The following is a 24264-nucleotide window of genomic DNA, read 5'->3' on the forward strand; positions in this document are numbered from 1 at the left end:
ACGGGGTGCAGATCACCTGTTAAGCAGGTTCTGTCCCCGCCGCTTCCCGAGTCGCCCATGTCGTCGTCCTTCAGCCAGATCGCGGCGCGTCCGCAACTGGTCATCCTCTCGATGATGATCTTCGTGCAGGGCTGCGCCTATGGTGCTACCCTGCCCTATCTCGGCGTCACGGCCATCGGCGCGCTGGGGATGAGCGACGAGGCCTATTCGGCACTGACGGTCGTCGCCTCGGTCATGACGGTGGCGATCAGCGTTTCACTCGGCATTCTCTCCGACGGCATGGGTGACCGGCGTCGGATGATCGCGCTGCTGGCGCTCGCCGGCACAATCGGCTACGGCGCGATCTTTCTCTTGCCCAGCATCCCCGTCTTCATCCTTGCCACGGCACTGATCATACCGTTTGGCCAGGCAGTGCATTCGCTGCTCTTCGCATCGGCGCGGATCGAGACCAGCGCCCTGTCCCCGCGGGATGCGGCCGCCGTGAACACGATCGTGCGCTCCTTCATGTCGGCGTCCTGGGTGGTGATGCCGGCGGTCCTTGGGCTGCTTCTTGCGCAGTCCGCAAACATGATCGGAGCATGGGGTGCTGCGGCAGGCTGCACGCTCCTCGTTGCAATCGCCTCTCTGCTTCTGCTGGCACCTGCGAAGCAAAAGGGGCTATCGGCCGGCACCAGTGGAACCGTCTTCCTCGAGGCGCTGCGCGAGCTCGTACGTGCCGAGATGCTCGTGCGAATGGTCGCGATGGCTGCCGTGACGGGAACGACGCGGCTTGCCATGATGATCTGGCCGCTGATCCTCACGCTGGAGCTCGGCGGTTCAACACGGGATGTCGGCTTCATCGCGGCCCTCATTGCCCTCATCGAGATCCCCTTCATGCTGCTCGCGGCAACGCTGTTGAAGCGCTTCAGCCTGGTTGCGCTCATCATCGTCTCTGCGCTTCTCTATGGCCTGCATATGGTGGGCTTCGCCTTTGCGACAGCGCCATGGCACTTCTATGCGCTGGCAGTCCCGGGCGCTGCGACCGCGGCGGGTCTGCTTTCCCTACCAATCACCTATTTCCAGGATCTCTTTCCGAGCCGACCAGGTCTCGGAACAGCCTTCATGCCGATCAATTCATTCCTCGGCAATGCTGTCAGCGCCGGTACATTCGCGATCGGCTCACATTATTTCGGATATTCCGGAACCGCCTGGCTGGGTCTGGCGCTGGCTCTCAGCGGCGTGGCCGGACTTCTCTTGGTCGAAGGCGCCACTCATCAGAAGCGCGCCTGACGGGCCGGAAAGGGCGACAGACGATTGCTCGACAATCGATCTCGCGCGGCGGAATGGAAATCGGCGCAAGACTGCCGCGTGGTTAACCGCATCGAGAGGCCGTGAGGACGCATCGGTCCGGATCGGCAAGCCGGAGTGTAGGGGCAAGCATGGCCTTCCCCCGAACATGAAAAAGCCGCCCCGAGGGACGGCTTTCTCTCAACTCAAAAAATCGACCGAATTTATTCGGCGTCGCCTTCGGCGGCCTTCTTCTTCGGAGCGGCCTTCTTCTTCGGAGCGGCTTCTTCGCCTTCGGCAGCGTCGTCAGCCTTGGCAGCAGCCTTCTTCTTCGGAGCAGCCTTCTTGGCCGGCTTGTCGCCGTCTTCGGCGTCGTCGGCGAGAAGTTCTTCCTTGCTCACCTTCTTGTCGGTGACGGCAACTTCAGCCAGCAGCTTGTCGATGACCTTCTCTTCGAAGATCGGCGCGCGCAGAGAAGCGGCAGCACCCGGCGTGTTGCGGAAGAAGTCGAGGATCTGCTTTTCCTGGCCCGGGAACTGCTGAAGCTGGGCGAAGAGCGAACGCTGCATCTCTTCCTCGGTCACTTCGATGCCGGCCTTTTCGCCGATTTCGGAGAGAACGAGGCCGAGGCGGACGCGACGCTCGGCAAGCGCGCGGTATTCTTCGCGGGCTGCTTCTTCGGTCGTGTCCTCGTCAGCGAAGGTCTTGCCCGACTGTGCAAGATCAGTGTTGATCTGGCGCCAGATGTTTTCGAACTCGGCATCGACGAGCTTGGAAGGCGACTCGAACTTGTAGAGAGCGTCCAGCTGGTCGAGGATCTGACGCTTGACCTTCTGACGGGTCACGTTGCCGTACTGGCTCTCGATCTGGCCGCGGACGATTTCCTTCAGCTTCTCGACCGATTCGACGCCAAGCTTGGTGGCCAGTTCGTCGTTGATTTCGGTTGCTGCAGGTGCTGCCACTTCCTTGACGGTGATGTCGAAGGTGGCTTCCTTGCCGGCGAGGTTGGCGGCCGGATAGTCGGCCGGGAAGTTCACGGTGATGACCTTTTCGTCACCGGCCTTGAGGCCGACCAGCTGCTCTTCAAAGCCCGGGATGAAGCGGTTCGAACCGATGACCAGTTCTGCGTCTTCGTCCTTGCCGCCGTCAAAGGCTTCGCCATCGACCTTGCCGAGGTAATCCATGGTGACGCGGTCGCCGTCAGCGGCCTTGCCCTTCTTGGCTTCGAAAGTGCGGGCGCTTTCAGCGATCTTTTCGATCTGCTCGGTGATTTCTTCTTCCGAGACGTCGACAACTTCGCGGGTGACCTTGATGCCATCAACCGACTTCAGTTCGATCGCCGGGATGATTTCGTAGGAGAGCGTGAACTCAAGATCGGCCTGAGCCGACAGGATCTTTTCCGCTTCCTTCTCGTCTTCGGTCATCACGATTTCCGGCTGGGTCGCCGACTTTTCGCCGCGCTCGGACAGGATGGCCGTGGGCTGGTCGCGGATGATCTCGTTGACGAGTTCAGCCATGATCGACTTGCCGTACATCTTCTTGACATGAGAGACCGGCACCTTGCCCGGGCGGAAGCCGTTGATGCGGACCTTGTCCTTCACATCGGCCAGACGCTCGTTCATGCGCTGTTCCATGTCCTTGGCCGGAATGACGACCTTGATTTCGCGCTTCAGCCCTTCAGCGAGCGTTTCGATAACCTGCATGTTCTTACCTTCATGTCGTGGCGGCCGTGCTCGGACAGCCGGTGTTTTCCCTGAGCACGACGCCGGAATTGATTTTCCCGGACGTGGCTGCGTCGCAATTCGTCAACAATCTGCCAAGCAAAACGGCGCCGGACTGACGGGAGCCACACCTCGGTGTTCTCTCATCGATCCCGCGCGGCTCAGCTGGTGCGGGTAGAGAGACTTGAACTCCCACGCCTTGCGGCACCAGAACCTAAATCTGGCGTGTCTACCAATTTCACCATACCCGCGTCCAAAAGCGCATGCTGCTCGCGCATGGCCCCTCCGGAGCGCGCGTCTCTATAACACCCGTTTTCCCCCACGCAAAGGAAAAATGACACCATTGCAGGGCACCCGCAGCCCGCCGCACAGGCTTTGCAGCGGGCAAGGGACGGCGCTCAGTACAGCGGTTCTTCATAGAGCGCTTCGCCATCCAGCATCAGGGCGCGAATCTGCGCCTGGCCGTCATCGGATACCCGTGCTGCCACCGACACCCGGCCCTGGTTGCGCCCGTCTTCGATTGGCTTGCCCTCGCCTTCTGGCACGTAGAAGGTTTCGATACCGTAGGCGACCGTGAGATTTCCGGCGTTCGACCACTCCCAGTCGTTGATCGCCATGGGCTGGGAGACCAGCACGACGCTGCCTGCTTCCCCGGACAGGCGATCGAACGAGGCTTCCGACACGATCCAATAGCCATCCGGACCCGGTTTCAGGCGCACATTGATTTGCGCCGGCGAACCGGCTTCCGGCCGTGCGCCGGCAATAGACGTCGTCGGGATCGTTGAGATATCGTAGGTGAGAATGACGTAATCACCGCGCAATAGGTCGCGCGGATCGACTGGCGCCGTCTTCAGGAGCACTTCGGTTCCCGACCTTAAAATGGAAGCGCGCCCCTCGATCATGTAGCCGAGGATTGCTGTCTGGCCGAGCGACACCAGCAGGGCTGCTGCGGCAAATGCTTTGGTGCCGATCATGACATCACCTCCACGGTCGAGCGGGAGAAGCGTTTTTCAAGACGGACCACGACGAAGGCCAGCACGGCAACAACCAGGCCCGAGAGCAGGAAGAAGGCCGAGGTTCCGAGAATGCTGTCAATCGTCTCATAGGATAAGTAGAGGACCTCCGCAGCGAAGGCCCCATAGGCGAGATAACGCACAGCGCCATTGTCCCGACCTTCAAGCGCGATCGAAGCAATCGACAAGGCGAGGATCACGATCCCGAGAGCCGCGGTCGATAGGACGTCGAGCGCATTGCCTTGCACATAGGCGAAACCCGTGAGCGCCATCACCAGACTATAGAAGCTGACGGAGGTGCCGAGCTTCCGATGGATCGCCTCGAGCGGAGAGCGCGGCGCGACAAGCGCCAGAAACAAGATCGTTGCGACGACTGCCACAGTGAAGGCGTAGGCTTCGTCCCGGTCGAGAATGAGGATCCACCAGATCCAGCCGACGAGCAGGATATAGGCAAAATGCTTTGCCCGATCGGTGCCGTTCAAGCGGGACAGGGCAAGGACGGCTGCTGCGCCGAAAGGTGGCCAATAGGCCCATAGGCCATGGCCATCGGCCTCCCAGCCCAAATTTTCAAAGCCGCTCCCGAAGGCAACCAGTAAAAGGGCGCCGGAAACGACAGTCAGTGCGCCGGAGCGAAAGACCAGCGCGGAGCCGGCCGTCACCGCGAACCAGAGCAGCATCGCCGAGAAGGTGTCGCCCGAGAGATGATAGAGTTGTCCGATGAGCGCAATCGCGCCGCCGAAGGCTGCGGAGCCGAGAACGAGCGCTGCGGCAGCCAACCGATCTGCACTCCTGGATCGTGCAAGCAGTGCCGCCCCATGAAAAATCCAGATCAGGGCGATGATCCCGACAACCTTGGTTATTCTCGGTATCGCCTCCCAGTTGGCGGCTATCAGCATGAGGAGCGATGCGGCGATCAGGACAGCCGCAAACATCGACAGGATGCCGCCTATGCCGAAGCCAGCGCGGCGGCGATCGACATCTGCCAGCAGTCTTGCTGCCGTCGCTTTATCGATCAGTCCGCGCGCGACCCAGTCGTCCAAATCGCGCTTCAACCTGCCTCTGTACATGGGCTGCTCCCCTTTGATCCCGCCTGCAATCTGGAACGCGCGCCACGGAAAGACAAGCGGTGGAAATCACCCGGACCGATGGCTTCTGCGCCCATGCAGAAACGCATGCCTTCCATGTCAATATTGCACTGCACAAACCGACAGGTCTCGCCTATATTCATTCTCAACAGAGCGACAGAACTTCTGGCGCTTCTTCTTCGACCCGCGTTACCTCCTCCCAATGCGGGCTCGATTGACCAACGACACTCCTCCTCCCAGTCGTTGGTCTGCACAAATGACGCTCACCGGACCTCCTCCCCCGGTGAGCGTTATTTTTTTGACCTGATCCTCCCCGCCGAATAGATCCCCCCGCCAGGTGCCTTGAGCTGCCCAAATGCAGTGCACGACGCAGCCTGAGGCAAACGCACAAAAAATCGCCAGTTAACAACGGGTTAAATCGAGCGTTATGCACGTCGCGCATAGGTGATCTGCCGCATTATGTCTTCAAACATTTCGCAACGCAGCATATATTCACCTCAAGAAATTCGAAGGGGCCCACGGATGGGTCCAAACCACCAAAGAGGTAGACCCAATGAACATTGCTCGCTCGCTCACCAACTGGCGCAAGTACCGTCAGACCATCACGGAACTCGGCCGCATGTCGGACCGCGAACTGCATGACCTCGGCATCGGCCGCGAAGACATCCGTCGCGTTGCCCGTCACGCCGTCAACGGCTGATCGGTCCCGACCACGGTCGGATCAAACAGAAAAACCCCGGATCTCCTCCCAGATCCGGGGTTTTTCTTTGTTCGCCGAAAGGCGCTGATCAGTCTTCGCGGACTGCTATGATCACGTCATGGATCAGTTTGAGCACGGCAGGCGCGTCGATCTCGGTGCAGATCTTCTGGCTTGGCAGCTCGCCATCCCAGTCGGAAGGGCCAAAGCCACGACCGTCAGGCTTCTGGATGGTCTGGCCATCGGCGATGCCACCGCAGACAACGCGAATGACGCCGCTGCGGGTCTTGAATAGCTCCGGCGCCACGACATAGACGCAGGCGCAGCTGTCGTGCACGACCATGCCGTCGTCGACCAGGCCCTCATAGAAATCGATATAGAACTGTGAGAGATCAAAGAGCAGACGGGCCCGGCTGGTGCCGGCAGCGTCCCTGATATCGGCGAGCTGCGAACGCGTCATCACCGTCTGCATCGTCACGTCGAGACCGACGACGACAACCGGCCACCTTGCCGTCATCACCACGTCGGCCGCTTCCGGATCCCCGTGGATATTGGCTTCTGCCGCCGGCGTGACATTGCCGTTCACGTCGAAGGCGCCGCCCATGATGACGATCTCCTTGACGAGGTCGACAATCGCGGGATCTTCCTTCAGCGCATTGGCCAGATTTGTCATGCGGCCGACGGCGACAATGGTGACTTCGCCCGGATTGGCGCGGACCGTATCGACGATGAAGCGATGAGCCGGACGCGGATCGGGATGGACGTCCGTCACTTCGGGCACGCCGATATTGCCAAGACCGTCATCGCCATGGATGAATTTCGGCGGCTCGTGGCTCACACGGTGCGGGATGAAGGTTTCGCCGGCACCACGGGCCACTGGCGAATCGATCTTCCACTCGCGCTTGAGGTACAGCGCATTGCGAGTCGTGATGTCGATCTCCGCATTGCCGAAGACGGTCGTGATGCCGAGGAGGTCGATCTCGGGATGGTGGTGCAGGAAGAGCAGCGCCATGGCGTCGTCGACGCCGGGATCCGTATCGAAAATGACTTTATGCATGAACTTGGTCGTCCTGTCTGAGGAAGCGGGTTCCATATCGCAAACCTATGGAACAAGGAAGCATTCAGGGCGCGACTTCGGCGAACTCGCCGAGAAGCTTCGGGAAGTCTTCCATCGCCGGAAACGTCTCGTAGCTGTGCCTCGCCGGGACCGAGGCCCAGGCAAGTTTCTCCGAGACGCAGGTCTCGATGAAGGGCGGCAGATTGGCCGTACTGTCGAGCATGGTCGCCCTTACATTGACGAGCGGGCCGAGCATCTCCGCGCGGGTGAAGATCCAGCTCAGGCAGTGGGGGCAAAAGTAATGATGCAGCTCGCCATGCATGCCGCCGATGACCGGCTCAAGGCCACTGATCTCGACGCAGTCCTGCGGAAAGAGAGCGCTGAGCGAAAAGGCACTTGCCGTCATCCGCTGGCATCCCTTGCAGTGGCACGCCATGGTCATCAGCGGGCGGCCCTTCACCTTCAGCGTCACCTGCCCGCATCGGCAGCTGCCGTGATCCTCGTCTCCACTTTCCACGACCGTTTCCTCTCGTAGTCAGGCGATCTTCCGCTCAACCTGCCTTGGCGACCTTCTTCTTTTTCCCGACATTGCGAAGCACGTGGCTGAAGTCGGAGTTGTAGAGATCGCTGTCGCGGAACTCCACATGACCAAAGACCTTGCCAACCATGATCAGGGCTGTCCGGGTGATCTTGGCCTTGCGCACCTCCTCGGCCATGTCCTTGAGCGTCGTGCGAATGAAGAGCTCATCCGGCCAGGTCGAGCGATAGGCGATCACCACGGGGCAGTCCTCGCCGTAGTAGGGCGTCAGCGTGTCGCGGATGTGACCGAGATTGCGTATCGACAGGTGGATGGCCAGCGTCGCCCGCGATTTTCCAAGAATCTCCAGCGTCTCGAATTCCGGCATGGAGGATGCCTTCATTTCGGTGCGCGTGACGATGACCGTCTGGGCGATCTCCGGCAGGGTGAGCTCGGTCTTGAGACGCGCGGCTGTCGCGGCAAAGGCCGGCACTCCGGGTACGACGTCATAGGGAATGCCTGCCGCATCAAGGCGGCGCATCTGTTCGGCGATTGCGCCGTAGATCGACGGGTCGCCGGAATGCACGCGCGCCACATCCTCGCCCCGCGCATGGGCAGCCACCATTTCCGCGACGATCTCGTCGAGATGCATGGGGGCCGTGTCCTTGACGATGGCGCCTTCCGGTGCTGCCTCAACGATCTCTTCCGGCACCAGCGAACCGGCATAGAGGCAGACCGGGCAACGCTCGATGAGCCGAAGGCCGCGCACAGTGATGAGATCGGGGGCACCCGGCCCGGCACCGATGAAATAGACGGTCATGCTTCACTTCCCTTCATGCCAGTGTCTGCCTTGCCCGAATAGCCGCGCGGTGTGTAGACCCAGGTCTTTCCGTCACCGGTCGTCACCGTCCGGCTTTCCGAGGATCCGACGACCACGACTGTCAGCATGTCGACATCGTCGACATTCAATTCACCAAGCGGGACGGTGCGCACATGTTCGCCCTCGCGGCCGAGATTGGTGGCAAGGATGACTGGCGTCGTGGCCGGGCGGTACTTCAACAGTTCGTCGCGGGCATAGGCCAGTTGGGTGCGGCGCTTCATCGAAACGGGATTGTAGAAGGCAATGACGAAATCGCCCTCGCCTGCGGCCTTCACCCGACGCTGGATATGCTCCCAAGGGGTCAGCAGGTCCGAGAGCGAGATTGTGCAGAAGTCGTGGCCAAGAGGCGCGCCGATGCGGGCGGCCGCGGCCTGAAGTGCGGAGATTCCCGGCGAAACTTGCACTTCGATGCGGTTCGCGCCATCCGTGATGCCGCCCTTGTCGAAGAGTTCGAAAACGAGCGTCGCCATCGCATAGATGCCGGCGTCACCAGAGCAGACGAGTGCCACCGTCCTGCCCTGCCCCGCCAGTTCCATCGCATGGACGACGCGCGCCTCTTCCTTGCCCAGGTCGAAATCATGGCGGACCTTGCCGTCGGCCAGGGGCCCGAGCAGATCGAGATACAGCGAATAGCCCACGAGATCCGTGGAGGATGACACCATGCGCGACACTTCCGGCGACCGCCAGTCGTCCGAACCGGGACCGATCCCGACCACGAAGAGGGTGCCTCGTGCGCGACCTAGTGTCCTGGGATCGACGACATCCGGCGCCTCGGCGATCGCAGCGGTGGCACCCCTCGACTTGATCTTTTCGACCGCCAGTACCCCCGCCTGTCCGACGGCAGCCAAAGCCGCCCCTTCAGCAACGCCATGGCAACCGACTTCGGCGAAGACCACCTCGGAAGGGTTCTTGAGCCGGGGCGCCTCAGCTTCGAGTGTGGCGGCCGTGAAAAACCGCGCCGGCACGCCGAAATGGGCGGCGACGGCATGGAGCGCCGTTTCGTCCGCCTTCAGGTCGATCGAGCAGATTGCGGCTAGGCTTTCCCGCGCAAAGCCACCCTTCGCCAGCGCGTCCTCGGCAAGCGCAATCGCTTCCTCGGGCTTGGCATGCCGTTCGCAGCCCATACCGAGCACGAGCGTCTTGGGATGATAGACGAGCTCCAGCTCGCCGGCGGTCTTCTGTTGGTCGGTCACGGTGAGCGTCACGCGGGCCTCTTGTTCAAATGAAAGTCTGGATTGGGTGAGCCAAGTGGCGGATGATGCGTCGAGTCTGACGCCGGTGCCTGCCACGAGCTCTGCCATCACCGCCTTTGCGGCGTCTGGATTGGCGAGCACGTAACCCTCCGGCGGCTGATCGAGCGCCACGCCGAATTTGAGGTCGCCCGCTGTGGTGATCGCAGCATGCGCGCCGAGTGCTGCAGCGATGCTGCGCGCGAGATCATTGGCACCGTGGTGGCCGCCAAGCAACGGCACAACGCAGGAACCGTCTTCCGCAACGGCCAGCACCGGCGGTTCTGTCTGCTTGTCGGAGAGGAGCGGTGCGAGAAGGCGGATGAGAGCGCCCGAAGCCATGACGGCAACGATCGGCCGGCCGGCCGAGAACAGTGCTTGCACATGCTCCTTTGCGGAGCCGAAGTGGAGATCGGCCGACGTGACGCGTAAGGCTGCGCCATGCAGTTCGCCTGAGATCTCCGAGGCGACGCGACGACCGATCCGTGCGGCGGTCTCGGTCAGAACGACAACGACCGGAATTCCGGGAGAGGCCTCGATACCCATCAGACCCCACTTCCAAGGGTCTTGGCGAGCGCCGGATGCCAGCGCTCCTCTCCCTTGTAGATCAGGATCATCGAGAAATAGGGAGCTGTGTCGCCTGCGACCTCGGAGAGCGGCGTGAGCTTTTCTTCGGCAAGGCTGACACGCTCGGCATAACCTGCTTGCGCCGTCAGCCCCAGGCTTTCAATCAGCGTGCGGATGCGGGCAAAATGCCGGCCGAGCTTGATGATGGCAACGGCACCGGAGGCGTCGATGCGGGCCTTCAGCTGGTCATCCGGCAGCGGACCGGGCAAAACGGTCAGGACGTCATTGCGGGCAGCAAGCGGACGTCCGAGACCGGCGGCGGCCGCCATCATCGAGGAAACGCCCGGCACGACCTGCGTCGGGTATCGATCAGCAAGCCGCTCGAAGAGATACATGAACGAGCCGTAAAAGAAGGGGTCTCCCTCGCAGAGCACGGCAACATCGGACCCGGCATCGAGATGATGCGACAGCGTCTCCGCCGCCTTCGTGTAGATGTCCTGCGCTGGGAAGCGCTCGACGCGCATCGGCACGACGATCGGGACCTCCAGCTGGGCAGCGGTCAGATAGGGGGCCGCGATCTGACGGGCGAAGCTCGGACCGGTATCGGGTGCCGGATAGGCAATGACGGGGCATTGCGTCAGAATGCGATGTGCCTTCAGCGTCAAGAGCTCAGGATCGCCTGGACCAAGGCCGAGACCATAGAGTGTACCGGTCATTCGACCTCTCCCTTCACAACGGTCCACATCGTGACCGGCATCAGTGACTTCCAGCCGCAATAGCGCCCGACCGGGGCAGCGCGTGCCACCTGGATGCGGGTCAGATCCCCACCATGGCGACCGCGCAGATCGACGAGCCTGGCCTCGCCCTCTATGGTCACCGCATTGGCCACCAGCCTTCCGCCGGGCGGAAGGGCGGCCCAGCAGGCGTCGAACAGCCCCTCGCCGCTGATGCCGCCGCCAATGAAGATGACATCGGGCGTCTTGAGGCCCGCGAGCACCGCCGGCGCCTCGCCTGCGACAATGTCAAGATCGGGCACGCCGAGGGTCTCGGCATTCTCGCGGATCATTGCCAGCCGCTCGGGCTTCGCCTCGATCGCAATCGCCCTGGACCCCATGCCTGCGCGCATCCACTCGATGGCGATCGAGCCGCAGCCGGCACCGACATCCCAGAGACGGGCATTCGGAAAGGGTGCCAGTTGGGCAAGCGTTGCCGCGCGGATCTCGCGCTTGGTCAACTGGCCGTCATGACGGAAGGCCTCGTCGGGCAGGCCGGGCACCGGCGCCAGGATCGGTCCGTCCCAGGCGCAGTCGATCGCCAGCGTGTTGAAGTCCGACATGGGGGGGCAGGTTTCAGCCATTTCCAACGCTGACAAACGCAGGATGCGCTCATGCTGTCCGCCCATGTGTTCCAGCACATGCAGCACGGAGGCGCCAAAGCCGCGTTCGGCCAGCAGAACAGAGGCGGCCTGCACCGTCGAGGCGTCCGATGTCAGCGCCAGGATGCGCGCGCGCGGCAGGACATGGCGGTTGAGGAAGGCGAGCGGACGACCATGCAGAGAAATCTGGGTGACCGATTGCAGCGGCCATCCCAGCCGGGCGGCAGCGAGCGAAAAGGCGGACGGGCTGGGCAGGACGTCCATTTCTTCCGCCGCCACATAGCGTTGCAGCGTCGCCCCGATGCCGAAATGCATGGGGTCGCCGGTGGCCAGGATCGTAACGGGGGTCCCGCGCAATTTCAGGATCTCGGCAAGTGTCTCGCGAAACCCGGCACCCCAGGTGAGGATGCGCTTCAGCGCGGGCAGGTTCGATCCGTCGATGACGGCATCCAACCTCTCGCCAATGACGAGCGTCTCCGCCTGCCAGACGACAGCCTGAGCCTCGGGGGTGAGGCTTTCGAGCCCATTGTCTCCGATCCCGATGATGGTCAGCCAGGGGCCATGCGCGTGGTCAGACATTGGTACCGAGGCCTCCCGCAAGCGCATTCACCGCGGCCGAGGCCATCGCGGAGCCACCCCGACGGCCACGGACGGCAATGTATGGGATGCCGCGGCTATCAGCGATCAAGGCATCCTTGCTTTCGGCGGCACCGACGAAGCCGACCGGGAAGCCCAGGATGATCGCGGGCTTCGGTGCCCCTGCGTCGATGCGCTCGAGCAGCCGGAAGAGTGCCGTCGGCGCATTGCCGATCGCGACCACTGCACCGTCCAGATGCTCGTCCCAGAGATCGACCTGGGCGGCCGAGCGTGTGTTGCCGATCTCCGCCGCCTTCGGGCGCACGCGATCGTCGTTCAACAAGCAAAGGATCTCGTTGTCAGCCGGCAGCAGGCGGCGGATCACGCCATGGCGCACCATCTCGACATCGACAAGCACGGATGCGCCTCTTTCAAGGGCTGCGGCCCCGGCCTCGAAAGCGCCGTCCGACCAGCGGATATCGTCGGCGAGATCGACCATGCCACAGGCATGGATGAGGCGGATGACCAGCGGCTGCAGGACGGTTGGGAAGCGGTCGAGAGCCGCCTCCTCGCGAATGGTGGCGAAGGACTGGCGATAGATTTCAGCGGGGTCGCGGATGTAGTCGAGGGGTGCCATCTGGCCAGCAGACGCACTTGCAGCAGGCAATGCAGCACTTGTGAGATCGCGATGACCGATGCCGAGCACCCAGCCCTCCTCGGTGATCGACGTTGCCACCTCGTCCTCCGCCAGCATCGGCGGACGTTCAAGCAGTTGAGCCAGACTGCCCTCGGCATCATACCGGGCGAAGGCTTCGGCGACGGTGCGGACCTGCGCCTGGTCCTTCACGTCGTCACCAGCGGCCACAGTGAAGAGCGAGGGGTAGATTTCGGCAAAGATGACCGGCTTTTCGAAAGCGCTGGCAAAACCAGTCTCGAAGGGCCAAACGGCAACCTTTTCGCCGTGACCGCTTTCGTCAAGAAAGCGCGACAAGCGCGCGATGCCGAGGAGGGTCTGGCTGCCGACCGAGCCATTGTAGGTGAGCTGCCAGACGGATTTCGCCCCCTTGGCAAACTGTTCCGAACGACGGAAGGCAAAGGGCGCCGATTGTGGCGCGGCAGGTTTCTTGTCGGACAGGTCGGGATAGGTGTGCTGATGCGGCCGCCCCCAGAAGCGGGGCTCGCCTGGAAAATGTGCCGCGTTCCAAAGCGAAGCAAGGTCGAAGCGGTTGTTCCGGTTGTCATCGCCATCTTCAATCTCGGATGCGATCAGACGCCAGAGCGAGCGCCAGTCTGGCCGGCCCGTCAGACGCTCGGCTGTGCCTGCGGGATAACCGAAGGCGAAGTCGAAGCCGCAGAGGAGACGTTCACCGGCGGCCAAGGCAGACCCCACCACTGCGTCGAGGCGCGACATGAAGGCATGCCGGGTCGGAAAATTCTCGATCCAGACGATCACGGGCCGATCGCCCTCGCGCCGGGCGAGGCAGGCCCAGAGCGAGTTCGTGCCCGTCACCGGTTGCCCGGCACCGGACCAGTCGACGATCAGGATGCGATCGAAGAGCGGCATCAGTTTTTCTTCTGCATCGACTTCGGCCCCAGCGGATGATCGGCATGGGGATAGGGCGCGTGGTGGTGATCGTGACCATGATCGTGGGAATGTCCATGGTGATGATCGTGGTCGTGGTCGTGGTCGTGGTGATCATGATGACCGCAGCCGCAGTTCGGTCCATGCTCGTGCTGCGCGGACTTGCCCGAGGACGGCGCATCCATCACGGCTTGCAAGTCGGCGTCCGGCGTCTTGTCCTTCAAGGCAGCATATTTGCCGCCGAGCGTGAAGGACGCCGCATAATCGAATGCGGGCTCGAGCGCGACGACTTGCAGCGGTGCCGGTTCGGCGTGGCTGTGCACAGGCGTCCAGGGAAGACCGTGCTCACGACAGTAATCCGGATCGCGGCAGGATGCATCGCAGTCGCCCTTGCAGGGACAGTCTTCCAGTCCCCCGCCGATGCCCTCGACGTGATGGTGATGGCTCTCCTGCGGCTGGCCGACATCGGCCTCGAAGCCGAGGACCTGTTCGCGATACTTGCACATCTGGCAGTTCATCACGGCTGCCCCCTCAAGGATCTCCTTGACGCGATCCTGGAAGGCATCGAGCACCAGCGGGTGATCGTTGAGATAGCTCGCCTTGACGAACTGGATCTCCGGGAACCGTGCCGCCACTTCGTCGGTATAGCTGTAGATGCGCTTCACCAGCACGCCGGTGAACAGGAAATACGGGAAGACGATGATGCGCTTGTAGCCGAGCTTGGCGGCATGGGTCAGCCCCGGCTCGACCAGCGGGAAGGTCACGCCCGAGTAGCAGGTCTCGCCCCAACCGAAGCCCATGCCTTCCCAGAGCATGCGCATGACCTTGGTGGCGTTGGAATTGGCGTCCGGGTCGGACGAGCCTCGGCCGACCACCATCAGCAGCGTCTCGTGCTTTTCGATGAAACCGAGCGTGTCATTGGCTTCGTCGACGGCTGCCTGGATCCGGTCGCCGGCAGCTCGGATCATCTTCAGGTCGATGCCGAGTTCGCGACCGTAATTGATGACCATGCCCGGATTCTGTGCCTGGTAGGTGTTGAGCACAGAGGGAATGTCGTTCTTGGCATGTCCTGCCGCAAAGAGCATGCCGGGAACGGCCAGCACCCGGGTCACACCCTGCTCGCGCAGGCTGTCGAGACCGGCAGAAATCACCGGATTGCAGAATTCGAGATAGCCGTATTCAACGGGCAGGTCCGGGTTGCGGGCGCGCAGCGCTTCCGCGATCACGGCGAATTCCTTGGCCGCATTCTGATTGCGGCTGCCGTGGCCGCAAACCATGATTCCGAGTTTTTCCGCCATAGACAAAGGCCTCCCTGCTTCGCTTCTTTTTCTGTACGAAGCGCCGAACCTTCTGCCATTTCAGGCGTGGTCCATGGCCTTTGGGACAGCTCCGGAATTGGCCCCCTGATTGGGTCGGCCGCACCGGACTATTTCCAGCCTGTCGAACAGGCGCCGTCGCACATTACTGTGAGCTTTATCGAAGCCTCACCCAGCGGTCAAACCGGATTGCGGCGCTTTGTATGACGGATGCGGCAGTTCACAGAATGTCCCGCCCGCGACACGCGCGACGGCCCTGGCCAGTTGCGGAGCCGCCATGATTGGTCCACAAGGGCGGCACATTTCACCCCCTCCTCACGAGTCTCCCCGTGGTCGATCTCGCCTTCCAAGCCCTGCTGCTTTTGTTCGTCGCTGCCTTCATTGCCGGTTTCATCGATTCGATTGCCGGCGGCGGCGGGCTGATCACCATTCCGGCCATGCTCATCGCCGGTATCCCACCGCTCGAAACCCTGGGCACGAACAAGCTGCAGTCAATGTTCGGCGCGGGTTCTGCGACCCTCGCCTATGCGCGCAAGGGCCATGTCGACCTGAAGAAGCAGTTGCCAATGGCAGCCATGGCCGTTCTCGGCGGCGCTGTTGGTGCCCTGATCGCGACCGTCGTTCCCGGGGACATTCTGCGGGTGCTGATGCCTTTCCTGCTCGTTGCCATCGCGCTCTACTTCGCCCTGAAGCCGAATATTTCCGACGAAGACCGCCATCAACGCATGACGCCCTTCGTATTCGGCGTCACGCTCGTGCCGCTGATCGGCCTCTATGATGGCGTCTTTGGCCCCGGAACCGGCTCCTTCTTCATGCTGGCCTTCGTCTCACTCGCCGGTTTCGGCATGCTGAAGGCGACTGCGCATACCAAGCTTTTGAACCTCGGCTCAAATCTCGGCGCCTTCCTCGTCTTCGTTGCAAGCGGAGTGGTCTTGTGGAAGGTCGGCCTGTTGATGGGCGTCGGTCAGTTCCTCGGCGCCCAGACCGGCTCGCGTTTTGCCATGCGCCAGGGAGCCAGGATCATCAAGCCCTTGCTGGTCGTCACCTGCGTGGCGCTCGCCACCAAGCTGCTCGCCGACCCCACCAATCCGATCCGGATGTGGCTAGGGTTTTAGGCTCCCGCCGCGTTTTGATTACCTCCGGCGTAATTGATAGTCTGATGCCAGCCCGCGATGATCGCGTTGCCTGTTCACGGCACACGATCAAAGGAGTATGACAATGGACAATGCACAGAGGATCGCAGAGCACTACATCGCCGTCTGGAACGAGACTGACGCCGACGAACGATCCAAGCTCATTGCCGAAACCTTCACCGATGACACAACCTATATCGACCCTTTGATGGCCGCCGACGGGCCAAGCGAACTTCATGCGCTGGTCGGCGCAGTCCATCAGAGGTTTCCTGGCTTTCGCTTCGCGTTGGTAGGCAAGCCAGATGGATATGGCAGCCGATTGCGCTTTTCGTGGAAGCTCGGGCCTGCCGACAACGACGACATGATCAAGGGCACCGATTTCGCGGTGGTCGAAGACGGGCGTCTGCGCAGCGTCGACGGCTTTCTTGATCGGATACCGGCAACGGCATGATCGGGGCAAGCCAAAGTCTGGGTGACTTCTTGCGAGAGTGGCGGCAACGCCGCCACTTGAGCCAGTTGGACCTGGCGCTTGATGCAAATATCTCCCAGCGGCACCTGAGTTTCATCGAAAGCGGCAGGGCCTCGCCCAGCAGGGAAATGCTGCTGCGACTGACCGAGAGGCTTGCCATTCCGCTGCGTGAGCGCAATCCCATACTCGTGGCCGCCGGCTTCGCCCCGATCTACTTGCAGCGATCTCTGGATGAACCGGCACTGGCCGTTGCGCGACAGACGGTGGACTTGATCCTGAAAGGTCATGAACCACACCCGGCATTGGCCGTCGATCGACACTGGACGCTTGTCGCAGCGAATGGCGCGCTGGAGCTCTTGCTGACCGCCGTTCGAGACCCCGAATTGCTGAGGCCGCCCGTCAACGTCCTGCGTCTCAGCCTGCATCCGTCCGGCCTGGCGCCTGACATCGTCAATTTCGGGCAATGGCGGCACCACCTGCTTGATCGCCTTCAACAGCAGATTGCAGCCAGCGGCGATCCGGTGCTGAGAGCGCTGCGGCATGAATTTCAGGACCTGCCGCATCCCGAGGCACAAGTCGCTGGAGGCAGCTCGCCAATCGGCGATAAAGCCGACTTCGCCGTCCCTCTGCAGTTGAGGACGAAAGTCGGTGTTCTTTCGTTTTTGTCGACCACAACCGTGTTCGGATCGCCGGTTGATATCACCCTGTCGGAACTGGCGATCGAATCCTTCTTCCCGGCTGATCCCCCAACGGCAGAACGCCTCAAATGCCTGATGGCAACGAAAGCGTCACGCTGAAGAACCACGTCCGTGATCGTGCCAACAACGCGATGCTCTCAGTATTCCACCCCGATCTGCGCCTTGATGCCAGAGCGGAAGGGATGCTTCACCAGCTCCATCTCGGTCACCAGATCGGCGAGCTCGATCAGCTCGTCCTTGGCGTTTCGACCGGTCAAGACGACATGGGTCATGTCCGGCTTTTCGGTGGCCAGGAATTCGAGCACCTCAGCGAGATCAATGTAGTCGTAGCGTATGGCGATGTTCACCTCGTCGAGCAGCACCATGGAATTTGCCGGATCCCGGATCAGTTCCTTCGCCTTTTCCCAGGCGGCTTTTGCCATGGCGATGTCGCGCGCCTTGTCCTGCGTTTCCCAGGTAAAGCCCTCGCCCATGGTATGGAATTCGCACAAGTCGGAGAAATGCTTGAGGATCATATCCCGCTCGCCCGTCGACATGGCGCCTTTGATGAACTGCACAACAGCGCATTTCTTCCCATGGGCGATGTGGCGGAAGATCATCCCGAAGGCGGCCGAGGACTTGCCCTTGCCCTTGCCGGTATGGACGATGATCAAACCCTTTTCACCGGTCTTGGTGGCCATGATCTTGTCGCGGGCAGCCTTCTTCTTGGCCATCTTCTCCGCGTGGCGGGCGAGATCTGCCTCGCCCGTGGCAGTGGTTTCCTCGGTCATGTCATACTCCCGGTGTCGTTGAATTCTTTTGCAAACCAGATCCGCTGTGGCGCGGCGCCAATCTTCGGCAAGCGGCCGATTTCGCGGTAGCCCTCGCGCTTGTAAAACCTTGGCGCCTGAAACTCGAACGTATCGAGGTAGATGCCGGCCGAGCCTTCCTCGCGCGCAATCACTTCCGCGCGGGCGAGAAGCCGCGCTCCGATACCGTTGCCTCGTGCCTCGGGCGCTACCGCCAGCAGCTTGACGTAAAACCAGCCCTGGAGATGCGCGCCGACCAGGCCGCCAATGATGTTTCCTTCGCCATCAACTGCGCGCAGATGCACCTTCCGCTTTTCGAAGGCATAACCCATCGCGACCGCCGCCTCGTCCAGAATGGCGTCGACTGCCCCTGTCAGGGCCTCTCCCTCGGTCTCGGCAAGCTCGATCCGTATCCCGCTCGTCACACGCCGCCCTCGCTTTTTGGCAAATCGTCGGCGACATGCAACCAGTCCACGCGTTCGTCCCAATGCCAGTGCTCGCGAATGGGGACGGAGAGCCCGTCATCAAGGCTCGCGACATAAAAGTCGATGTCTTGAGGCCGCCGCTCCGTCTCAAACGACATGGGTGATCCGCAATTGCCGCAGAAGCCGCGTCGCACACCCGGTGAAGAGGCATAGAAGCGCAGGCTCTCGCCTTCCAGCGTGGCGCTGTCGCGCGGAACGGTCAGAAACGTTGTCGCAGGGGAAGAGGCCGCGCGTCGGCAGCTTTCGCAATGGCAATGGCCGGAACTGCGGACAGGGCCGGGCGTGCTGAAGCGAACACTGCCACACAGGCAATGGCCGCTCAGAGCCATCGACTTTCCGGTTTGAATGTCAGGCATGCTGCTCTCCCTGCGTCATCTCCACGAGGGTGAACTTGGCCGAATTGCTCTTCGGCGTCCACAAGCCCCGGTCGATTGCCTCGATCAAACGGTCCGCCAGCTCCTTTTGCGCTGGTGCATTCTTCGCGGCCATGAAGTCACGCACGCGCTCGTCGAGGATGAAGGCCTGGTAGACGGCCTCGAAATGGTGGTCGCGCACGGCCCCGGTCGTCGCGGCGAAGGCAAACATGTAATCAACCGTCGCCGTGATCTCGAAAGCGCCCTTGTAGCCATGGCGCATGACGCCTTCGATCCATTTCGGGTTGACGACACGGGCCCGCACAACGCGGCCGATCTCTTCCTCAAGGCTCCGGATGACCGGTTTTTCCGGCCGGGAATGGTCGTTGTGGTAGACTTTCGGGCGAGCACCCGCCACGTGCTCGATTGCCGCCGTCATGCCGCCTTCGAACTGGTAGTAGTCGTCGCTGTCGAGCAGGTCGTGCTCGCGATTGTCCTGATTTTGCACCACCGCCTGGACCGAGCGCAACCGCTCCTCGAACAGGCCTCGTTCCGCCTTGCCCTCCTCGCCGGCACCATAGGCGTAGCCGCCCCAGACGAGATAGGCTTCGGCAAGATCCGCCCGGTCGCGCCAGCCCTTCTCATCGATCAAGGCCTGGAGGCCGGCACCATAGGCGCCCGGTTTTGAGCCGAAGACACGGTAGCCGGCCCGCCGTGCGGCCTGCTTCTCGTCCAGCCCTTCGCCTTTCAGCTTCTCGATCTCGGTTTGCACGCGCGCCGCGATCGGATTGTCACCCTCGTCCTCGTCGAGGCCTGCCACGGCGCGCACCGCCTTGTCGAAGAGCGCGATCTGTTCCGGAAAGGCATCGCGGAAGAAACCTGAGATGCGCAGCGTCACATCGACACGCGGGCGTCCGAGGATCGCCATCGGAACCACTTCGAAGCCGGTCACACGGCGGGAGGCCATGTCCCAGAGCGGTTTGACCCCGATAAGCGCCAGACCTTGTGCAATATCATCGCCGCCGGTGCGCATGTTGGATGTGCCCCAGGCTGTGATGCCGAAGGAGGTTGGCCATTCGCCGTGGTCCTGGACATAACGCTGGATCAGAAGCTCGGCGGATTTCTTGCCGAGTTCGTAAGCCGCCGGTGTCGGCACGGCGCGGCTGTCGATGGAGTAGAAATTGCGGCCCGTGGGCAGCACGTCCGGTCGACCGCGCGTCGGGGCGCCGGAGGGTCCCGGGGGCACGAAACGGCCCGCCAGCCCCTTCAGCAGGCCGTGGATTTCGGCGGGACCGGAGGAGACGATGGCCGGTTTGAGGCGCGTCTCGATTTCAGCGAGGACTGCGCGCGTGCGGGTCCAACCGTCTTCACAGCCGACATCGCCGGAGACGAGTTTGGCGGAGAGAAGCTCGATGCGTTCGACTGTATCGCCCGCCGTTCGCCACGGGGAATCGGTGAGATCGGCGAGGAGATCCGGCTTTGGACCTGCCCACAGATCGGACATGACGCAGTCGAGAGGATCGAAGCCTGCCGTCTTGAGAAGGTCGCCCGCAATCGCCCGCTGCAAACTCGCATCACCGCCCTCGCCCTGACCGCGCGGCACACGCGCGAGCGCGACGACAAGATCGGTCAACAAACGTCCCTCCGGAGCGAGCCCGAAAATGTGCAAGCCGTCGCGGATCTGCATTTCCTTCAGGTCACAGAGATAGGCATCAAGCTTTTCCAGCGCCTGATCTTCGGCTTCGCCCTTGGAAATGCCGGCATCCTGATCGAGGCCGATATCGGCGATCAGCTCGAGGATCTGCTTTTTCAAGAGCACCAGCCGGCGCGGATCCCCGCCCGAGGCCTCGTAGTATTCGTCGACCAGCGCCTCCAGGTCCTTCAGCGGACCATAGCTTTCAGCCCGTGTCAGCGGCGGGGTCAGGTGGTCGATGATGACAGCGGAGCTGCGGCGCTTGGCCTGCGTGCCCTCGCCGGGATCATTCACGATGAAGGGATAGAGATGTGGAAGCGGGCCGAACACTGCCTCCGGAAAACAGGTCTCCGACAGCGCCAGCGCCTTGCCCGGCAGCCATTCGAGATTGCCGTGTTTGCCCATGTGGATCACGGCTTGGGCGCCGAATTCCCGTCTGAGAAACGCATAGAAGGCGAGATAGCCATGCGGCGGCACGAGATCGGGCGAGTGATAGCTTTCCTTGGGATCGATGTTGTAGCCGCGGGCCGGCTGGATACCGATCATGAGTTTTCCAAAGCGCATCAGGGGCAGCGCGAAAGCCCCGTCGAGATGGAAGGGATCGCTCTCCGGCGCGCCCCAACGGGCGGTGATGCGATCCTGAACCTCTTTGGGAAGAAGGCCAAAGAAACATTTGTAATCGCTTATGGAAAGCACTTCCCGAACAACACGTTCGTCCTGGGCCGCGTTGGTTGGCCCGACCATCAGCGCCTGCATGAGCCCGTCGCCGTCGGCGGGCAGATCAGCGATGTCATAGCCCGCATCCCGCATGGCGCGCATGACTTCGATTGTGCCGGCTGGCGTATCCAGTCCAACACCATTTCCGAGGCGCCCGTCGCGGTTCGGATAATTGGCCATGATCAGCGCAACCCGGCGATCGGCGGGTGCGGTTGCGCGAAGCCTCGCCCAGTTGGCCGCCAGTTCGGCGACGAAGCGCATGCGACCAGCATCAGGCTCGTGGCTAACCAGATTGGCCTCGACCCGCTCGTCGAAGCGTGCCTTGGACTTGAAGGAGACGGCGCGGGTCAGCACACGCCCATCGACCTCCGGCAGGGCGACGCTCATCGCGAGATCGCGCGCGCTGAGGCCTTGCGTTGAGCTCTCCCAGGTGGCGCGCGGCGAGGAGGAAAAAATCGCCTGAAGGACAACCGCACCCGTCTCGTCGAGTACGGTCGACGGCTTCTCCGCCCCCGGCGTCGAGACGGCAAAACCGGTCGTGTTGATGACCACAGCCGGCGGGAAACGGGAAAAGATGGCGCGCAGCATATCGACCGAAACCTGATCCTTGAGGCTCGAGACAAAGACCGGTAGCGGGGTCAGTCCCTCAGTCTTCAAGGCTTCGACCATGGCTTCGACGGGTGCCGTTTCGCCACTCTGGACGAGGGCCCGATAGAAGCAGAGGGGGGTGATGGCTTGCGGGCCAGAGAGGGGCGCTTCAAGTGCCAGCCTCTCCCACTCCTCGACCCCGATCACGCCCCTGCCGGGCCACCAGATGCCGGCTTTCAGCAATGGACGCGCCGGTTCCGGACGTTCGCCCTCGCCCAGCACAGCCTCGGCATAGGAGACGAAGGCTTCGGCATTGCCGGCGCCGCCTTCCGTCAGATAGGTCCACAGCGCCTGCCGATCGTCGACGGCACAGCTCTGGAAAGGCGTGAGACCCTCATCCGGCTTGTCGTCACCCGGCAGAACGACGAGTGCCCCGCCATTGCGGCATGCAGCGGCATGGAGCGCTTCCAGGACATAGTGGAAGTAACTCGCGCCACCCAGCGCCCGGACCACGATCAGCCGCGCATGCCTTGCCGTGCGTTCGACATAGGTGTCGACCGACATCGGGTGTTTCAGGGTCATCAGGCTGGCGAGCCGCCAGTTCAGCCTATGCTCGCCCCGCGCCTCCACAGCGGCTGCGATGGCAGCCAGCTCCGTGTCTGCCGCCGACAGGAACAGGATGTCTCCCGGCGTCTGGCCGAGATCGATCGCCTCGTCGCCGTCGCTGATCGATCCCTTCTGGGCGAGAAGCAGATGCATGGCTCAGCCAGCCGCCGCCTGGACGTCGGCGACCACTGCGCCGAAATCCCAATCGTGCAGGCCGATGACGACAATGCGGGTCTCGCGCTTTTCGCCCGATGCCCAGGGGCGGTCGAAATAGGTGTCGATGCGGGTGCCGACCGCCTGGACGACAAGGCGCATCGGCTTGCCGGGCACGTCGATGAAACCCTTGAGGCGCAGGATGTCGTGTTTCTCAATGACCGGCTTCAGGCTGTCGATGAAGTCTGCCGGGTCCTTGATCGCGCCGAGCTTCAGGACGAAGCTTTCGAATTCGTCGTGGTCGTGATGATGGTCGTGGTCCTCGCCCGAGGCATGCAATGCTTCGTGCTCCAGTTCGTGGTGCGACTTGCGGTTTGCGATGTCGTCTTCGGTGCTGGCGCCGATCCCGAGCAGCACGAGCGAGGACACCTCGCCGTTCTTCGCCTCGATCATCGATGGCTTGCGGCTGGTGCGACCGCTCACCTCGGCGCGCACGGCGGCAATACCGGCAGCATCCAGCAGATCCGCCTTGTTGAGGACGATGAGGTCGGCGCAGGTCAGTTGGTCCTCGAAGAGTTCCTCGATCGGGCTCTCGTGGTCGAGGCTATCGTCCTCGGCGCGCTGGGCGGCGACGGCGTCATGGTCATCGGCAAAACGGCCTGCGGCGACTGCGGCGCTGTCCACAACGGTCACGACACCATCGACCGTCACGCGGGTACGGATATCCGGCCAGTTGAAGGCGGCGACCAGCGGCTGCGGCAAGGCGAGCCCAGACGTCTCGATGACGATGTGATCAGGCTTCACGTCTCGGTCGAGCAGCTTCAGCATGGTCGGCACGAAATCATCGGCAACGGTGCAGCAGATACAGCCATTGGTGAGCTCGATGATGTCGTCTTCGGTGCAGTTGTCTGCGCCGCAGCCCTTCAGCACGTCGCCATCGACCCCGAGGTCGCCAAATTCGTTGATGATCAGTGCGATCTTCTTGCCGCCGGCATTCATCAGCATGTTGCGAATGATGGTGGTCTTGCCCGCGCCGAGGAAGCCGGTGATGACGGTGGCGGGGATCTTTTGCTGCAACATGGTTCAACCCTTCATTTTCAGCGGCAATCCGGCCGCAACGAAATAGACTTCAGCCGCGTTTGCGGCGATCGATTGGTGGAGGCGACCGGCATGGTCGCGGAAGGCGCGAGCCATCCTGTTCTCAGGGACAATCCCGAGCCCGACTTCATTAGAGACGAAGATGACGGTGGCCTGGAGTTCGCTGAGACTGGCGGCGAGTGCCCCGCCGTCTGCGTCGACGTCACGGCCTTCTTCCATCATCAGATTGGTGACCCAGAGTGTCAGGCAATCGACGAGAATGACCCGGCCCGGCTGATCAAGCGTCTTCAGCGCGCCGATTAGGTCCAGCGGTGCCTCATGGGTGGTCCAGCCGTCATCCGCGCGGTCGGCTTTGTGGGCAGCAATGCGGGCGCGCATCTCGTCGTCCCAGGCGCGGCCCGTCGCAAGATAGATCTTCTCGAGGCCGGTGTCGCGGGCCAATCCTTCTGCAAAACGCGACTTTCCCGAACGGGCGCCGCCGAGAACCAGAATGGATCGTGGATGGAATTCGGTCATGGAGTGCCGACGCCTCCAACCGTATGCAGATCTGCAGCACCACACGGATGCAGAATGCACGAAACAGGGATCGATGCCTGGACCGA

22 protein-coding genes and 1 tRNA gene are annotated in these 24264 nt (G+C 62.3%); 5 read left to right on the plus strand and 18 right to left on the minus strand.

The window, feature by feature from the left end; genetic code table 11:
• Positions 1-57 precede the first annotated feature (57 nt).
• Positions 58-1269 (plus strand): MFS transporter, encoded by a 1212-nt coding sequence (locus tag LJE98_RS16510; RefSeq protein WP_229576311.1) that lies wholly within the window; start codon positions 58-60, stop codon positions 1267-1269.
• Between the two features lie 221 nt (positions 1270-1490).
• Here the strand turns inward: LJE98_RS16510 and tig are convergent, their stop codons facing one another.
• The 4 genes from tig to LJE98_RS16530 form a co-directional block, all read right to left on the minus strand.
• Complete coding sequence (gene tig, locus LJE98_RS16515) at positions 1491-2969, minus strand: trigger factor (RefSeq protein ID WP_229576312.1); 1479 nt, start codon at positions 2967-2969, stop codon at positions 1491-1493.
• A 184-nt stretch (positions 2970-3153) separates the two neighbouring features.
• Positions 3154-3238, minus strand: a tRNA-Leu gene (locus tag LJE98_RS16520).
• A 147-nt stretch (positions 3239-3385) separates the two neighbouring features.
• Positions 3386-3961: a GDYXXLXY domain-containing protein gene (locus LJE98_RS16525; protein WP_229576313.1), complete on the minus strand. Its 576-nt coding sequence runs from the start codon at positions 3959-3961 to the stop codon at positions 3386-3388.
• Positions 3958-5067: a DUF2157 domain-containing protein gene (locus LJE98_RS16530; protein WP_229576314.1), complete on the minus strand. Its 1110-nt coding sequence runs from the start codon at positions 5065-5067 to the stop codon at positions 3958-3960. The genes LJE98_RS16525 and LJE98_RS16530 overlap by 4 nt, the downstream gene beginning before the upstream one ends.
• Before the next feature lie 571 nt (positions 5068-5638).
• Between LJE98_RS16530 and LJE98_RS16535 the strand changes: the two genes are divergently transcribed.
• Positions 5639-5785 (plus strand): DUF1127 domain-containing protein, encoded by a 147-nt coding sequence (locus LJE98_RS16535; protein WP_229576315.1) that lies wholly within the window; start codon positions 5639-5641, stop codon positions 5783-5785.
• 88 nt (positions 5786-5873) lie between these two features.
• Here the strand turns inward: LJE98_RS16535 and LJE98_RS16540 are convergent, their stop codons facing one another.
• The 8 genes from LJE98_RS16540 to LJE98_RS16575 form a co-directional block, all read right to left on the minus strand.
• Positions 5874-6839, minus strand: a complete 966-nt coding sequence (locus LJE98_RS16540; protein ID WP_229576316.1) for a nucleoside hydrolase — start codon at positions 6837-6839, stop codon at positions 5874-5876.
• 64 nt (positions 6840-6903) lie between these two features.
• Positions 6904-7356 carry a GFA family protein gene (locus LJE98_RS16545; protein WP_229576317.1) on the minus strand — a complete coding sequence of 151 codons (453 nt, stop codon included), beginning with the start codon at positions 7354-7356 and terminating at the stop codon, positions 6904-6906.
• A gap of 34 nt (positions 7357-7390) precedes the next feature.
• Complete coding sequence (cobM, locus tag LJE98_RS16550) at positions 7391-8176, minus strand: precorrin-4 C(11)-methyltransferase (RefSeq protein ID WP_229576318.1); 786 nt, start codon at positions 8174-8176, stop codon at positions 7391-7393.
• Positions 8173-10011 carry a precorrin-3B C(17)-methyltransferase gene (gene cobJ / locus LJE98_RS16555; RefSeq protein WP_229576319.1) on the minus strand — a complete coding sequence of 613 codons (1839 nt, stop codon included), beginning with the start codon at positions 10009-10011 and terminating at the stop codon, positions 8173-8175. The genes cobM and cobJ overlap by 4 nt, the downstream gene beginning before the upstream one ends.
• Entirely contained in the window at positions 10011-10748 is a 738-nt protein-coding gene (cobI, locus tag LJE98_RS16560) for a precorrin-2 C(20)-methyltransferase (RefSeq protein ID WP_229576320.1), read from the minus strand. The genes cobJ and cobI overlap by 1 nt, the downstream gene beginning before the upstream one ends.
• A complete protein-coding gene (cbiE, locus tag LJE98_RS16565) occupies positions 10745-11986 on the minus strand; it encodes a precorrin-6y C5,15-methyltransferase (decarboxylating) subunit CbiE (RefSeq protein WP_229576321.1) in 1242 nt (413 codons plus the stop codon). Before cbiE ends, cobI begins: the two co-directional genes overlap by 4 nt.
• Positions 11979-12620 carry a precorrin-8X methylmutase gene (locus LJE98_RS16570; RefSeq protein ID WP_229576475.1) on the minus strand — a complete coding sequence of 214 codons (642 nt, stop codon included), beginning with the start codon at positions 12618-12620 and terminating at the stop codon, positions 11979-11981. Before LJE98_RS16570 ends, cbiE begins: the two co-directional genes overlap by 8 nt.
• Positions 12621-13546: 926 nt before the next feature.
• Positions 13547-14863, minus strand: a complete 1317-nt coding sequence (locus LJE98_RS16575; RefSeq protein WP_229576322.1) for a sirohydrochlorin chelatase — start codon at positions 14861-14863, stop codon at positions 13547-13549.
• Between the two features lie 347 nt (positions 14864-15210).
• On the opposite strand from LJE98_RS16575, the gene LJE98_RS16580 reads away from it, so the two are divergent.
• The 3 genes from LJE98_RS16580 (at position 15211) to LJE98_RS16590 (ending at position 17280) form a co-directional block, all read left to right on the plus strand.
• A complete protein-coding gene (locus tag LJE98_RS16580) occupies positions 15211-15996 on the plus strand; it encodes a TSUP family transporter (protein WP_229576323.1) in 786 nt (261 codons plus the stop codon).
• 103 nt (positions 15997-16099) lie between these two features.
• Entirely contained in the window at positions 16100-16465 is a 366-nt protein-coding gene (locus tag LJE98_RS16585) for a nuclear transport factor 2 family protein (protein ID WP_229576324.1), read from the plus strand.
• Complete coding sequence (locus LJE98_RS16590) at positions 16462-17280, plus strand: helix-turn-helix domain-containing protein (protein ID WP_229576325.1); 819 nt, start codon at positions 16462-16464, stop codon at positions 17278-17280. The genes LJE98_RS16585 and LJE98_RS16590 overlap by 4 nt, the downstream gene beginning before the upstream one ends.
• A 38-nt stretch (positions 17281-17318) precedes the next feature.
• Here the strand turns inward: LJE98_RS16590 and cobO are convergent, their stop codons facing one another.
• The 6 genes from cobO to cobU are packed head-to-tail and all read right to left on the minus strand — an operon-like array spanning position 17319 to position 24178.
• Positions 17319-17951 (minus strand): cob(I)yrinic acid a,c-diamide adenosyltransferase, encoded by a 633-nt coding sequence (gene cobO, locus LJE98_RS16595; protein WP_229576326.1) that lies wholly within the window; start codon positions 17949-17951, stop codon positions 17319-17321.
• Positions 17948-18394 carry a GNAT family N-acetyltransferase gene (locus LJE98_RS16600; protein ID WP_229576327.1) on the minus strand — a complete coding sequence of 149 codons (447 nt, stop codon included), beginning with the start codon at positions 18392-18394 and terminating at the stop codon, positions 17948-17950. The genes cobO and LJE98_RS16600 overlap by 4 nt, the downstream gene beginning before the upstream one ends.
• Positions 18391-18810: a GFA family protein gene (locus LJE98_RS16605; RefSeq protein WP_229576328.1), complete on the minus strand. Its 420-nt coding sequence runs from the start codon at positions 18808-18810 to the stop codon at positions 18391-18393. Before LJE98_RS16605 ends, LJE98_RS16600 begins: the two co-directional genes overlap by 4 nt.
• Positions 18803-22564 carry a cobaltochelatase subunit CobN gene (gene cobN, locus LJE98_RS16610; protein ID WP_229576329.1) on the minus strand — a complete coding sequence of 1254 codons (3762 nt, stop codon included), beginning with the start codon at positions 22562-22564 and terminating at the stop codon, positions 18803-18805. The genes LJE98_RS16605 and cobN overlap by 8 nt, the downstream gene beginning before the upstream one ends.
• Positions 22565-22567: 3 nt before the next feature.
• Positions 22568-23644 carry a cobalamin biosynthesis protein CobW gene (gene cobW, locus LJE98_RS16615; protein WP_229576330.1) on the minus strand — a complete coding sequence of 359 codons (1077 nt, stop codon included), beginning with the start codon at positions 23642-23644 and terminating at the stop codon, positions 22568-22570.
• A 3-nt stretch (positions 23645-23647) separates the two neighbouring features.
• Positions 23648-24178 (minus strand): bifunctional adenosylcobinamide kinase/adenosylcobinamide-phosphate guanylyltransferase, encoded by a 531-nt coding sequence (cobU, locus tag LJE98_RS16620; protein WP_229576331.1) that lies wholly within the window; start codon positions 24176-24178, stop codon positions 23648-23650.
• Between the last annotated feature and the right edge of the window lie 86 nt (positions 24179-24264).

The sequence above is a fragment of the Rhizobium sp. 'Codium 1' genome (genome assembly GCF_020889605.1).
GTDB lineage: Bacteria > Pseudomonadota > Alphaproteobacteria > Rhizobiales > Rhizobiaceae > Allorhizobium > Allorhizobium algae.

Coding starts and splice junctions, on each gene's coding strand:
- LJE98_RS16510 (WP_229576311.1), top strand. CDS start 58: ATGTCGTCGTCCTTCAGCCAGATCGCGGCGCGTCCGCAACTGGTCATC.
- tig (WP_229576312.1), bottom strand. CDS start 2,969: ATGCAGGTTATCGAAACGCTCGCTGAAGGGCTGAAGCGCGAAATCAAG.
- LJE98_RS16525 (WP_229576313.1), bottom strand. CDS start 3,961: ATGATCGGCACCAAAGCATTTGCCGCAGCAGCCCTGCTGGTGTCGCTC.
- LJE98_RS16530 (WP_229576314.1), bottom strand. CDS start 5,067: ATGTACAGAGGCAGGTTGAAGCGCGATTTGGACGACTGGGTCGCGCGC.
- LJE98_RS16535 (WP_229576315.1), top strand. CDS start 5,639: ATGAACATTGCTCGCTCGCTCACCAACTGGCGCAAGTACCGTCAGACC.
- LJE98_RS16540 (WP_229576316.1), bottom strand. CDS start 6,839: ATGCATAAAGTCATTTTCGATACGGATCCCGGCGTCGACGACGCCATG.
- cobM (WP_229576318.1), bottom strand. CDS start 8,176: ATGACCGTCTATTTCATCGGTGCCGGGCCGGGTGCCCCCGATCTCATC.
- cobJ (WP_229576319.1), bottom strand. CDS start 10,011: ATGGGTATCGAGGCCTCTCCCGGAATTCCGGTCGTTGTCGTTCTGACC.
- cobI (WP_229576320.1), bottom strand. CDS start 10,748: ATGACCGGTACACTCTATGGTCTCGGCCTTGGTCCAGGCGATCCTGAG.
- cbiE (WP_229576321.1), bottom strand. CDS start 11,986: ATGTCTGACCACGCGCATGGCCCCTGGCTGACCATCATCGGGATCGGA.
- LJE98_RS16570 (WP_229576475.1), bottom strand. CDS start 12,620: ATGGCACCCCTCGACTACATCCGCGACCCCGCTGAAATCTATCGCCAG.
- LJE98_RS16575 (WP_229576322.1), bottom strand. CDS start 14,863: ATGGCGGAAAAACTCGGAATCATGGTTTGCGGCCACGGCAGCCGCAAT.
- LJE98_RS16585 (WP_229576324.1), top strand. CDS start 16,100: ATGGACAATGCACAGAGGATCGCAGAGCACTACATCGCCGTCTGGAAC.
- LJE98_RS16590 (WP_229576325.1), top strand. CDS start 16,462: ATGATCGGGGCAAGCCAAAGTCTGGGTGACTTCTTGCGAGAGTGGCGG.
- cobO (WP_229576326.1), bottom strand. CDS start 17,951: ATGACCGAGGAAACCACTGCCACGGGCGAGGCAGATCTCGCCCGCCAC.
- LJE98_RS16605 (WP_229576328.1), bottom strand. CDS start 18,810: ATGCCTGACATTCAAACCGGAAAGTCGATGGCTCTGAGCGGCCATTGC.
- cobN (WP_229576329.1), bottom strand. CDS start 22,564: ATGCATCTGCTTCTCGCCCAGAAGGGATCGATCAGCGACGGCGACGAG.
- cobW (WP_229576330.1), bottom strand. CDS start 23,644: ATGTTGCAGCAAAAGATCCCCGCCACCGTCATCACCGGCTTCCTCGGC.
- cobU (WP_229576331.1), bottom strand. CDS start 24,178: ATGACCGAATTCCATCCACGATCCATTCTGGTTCTCGGCGGCGCCCGT.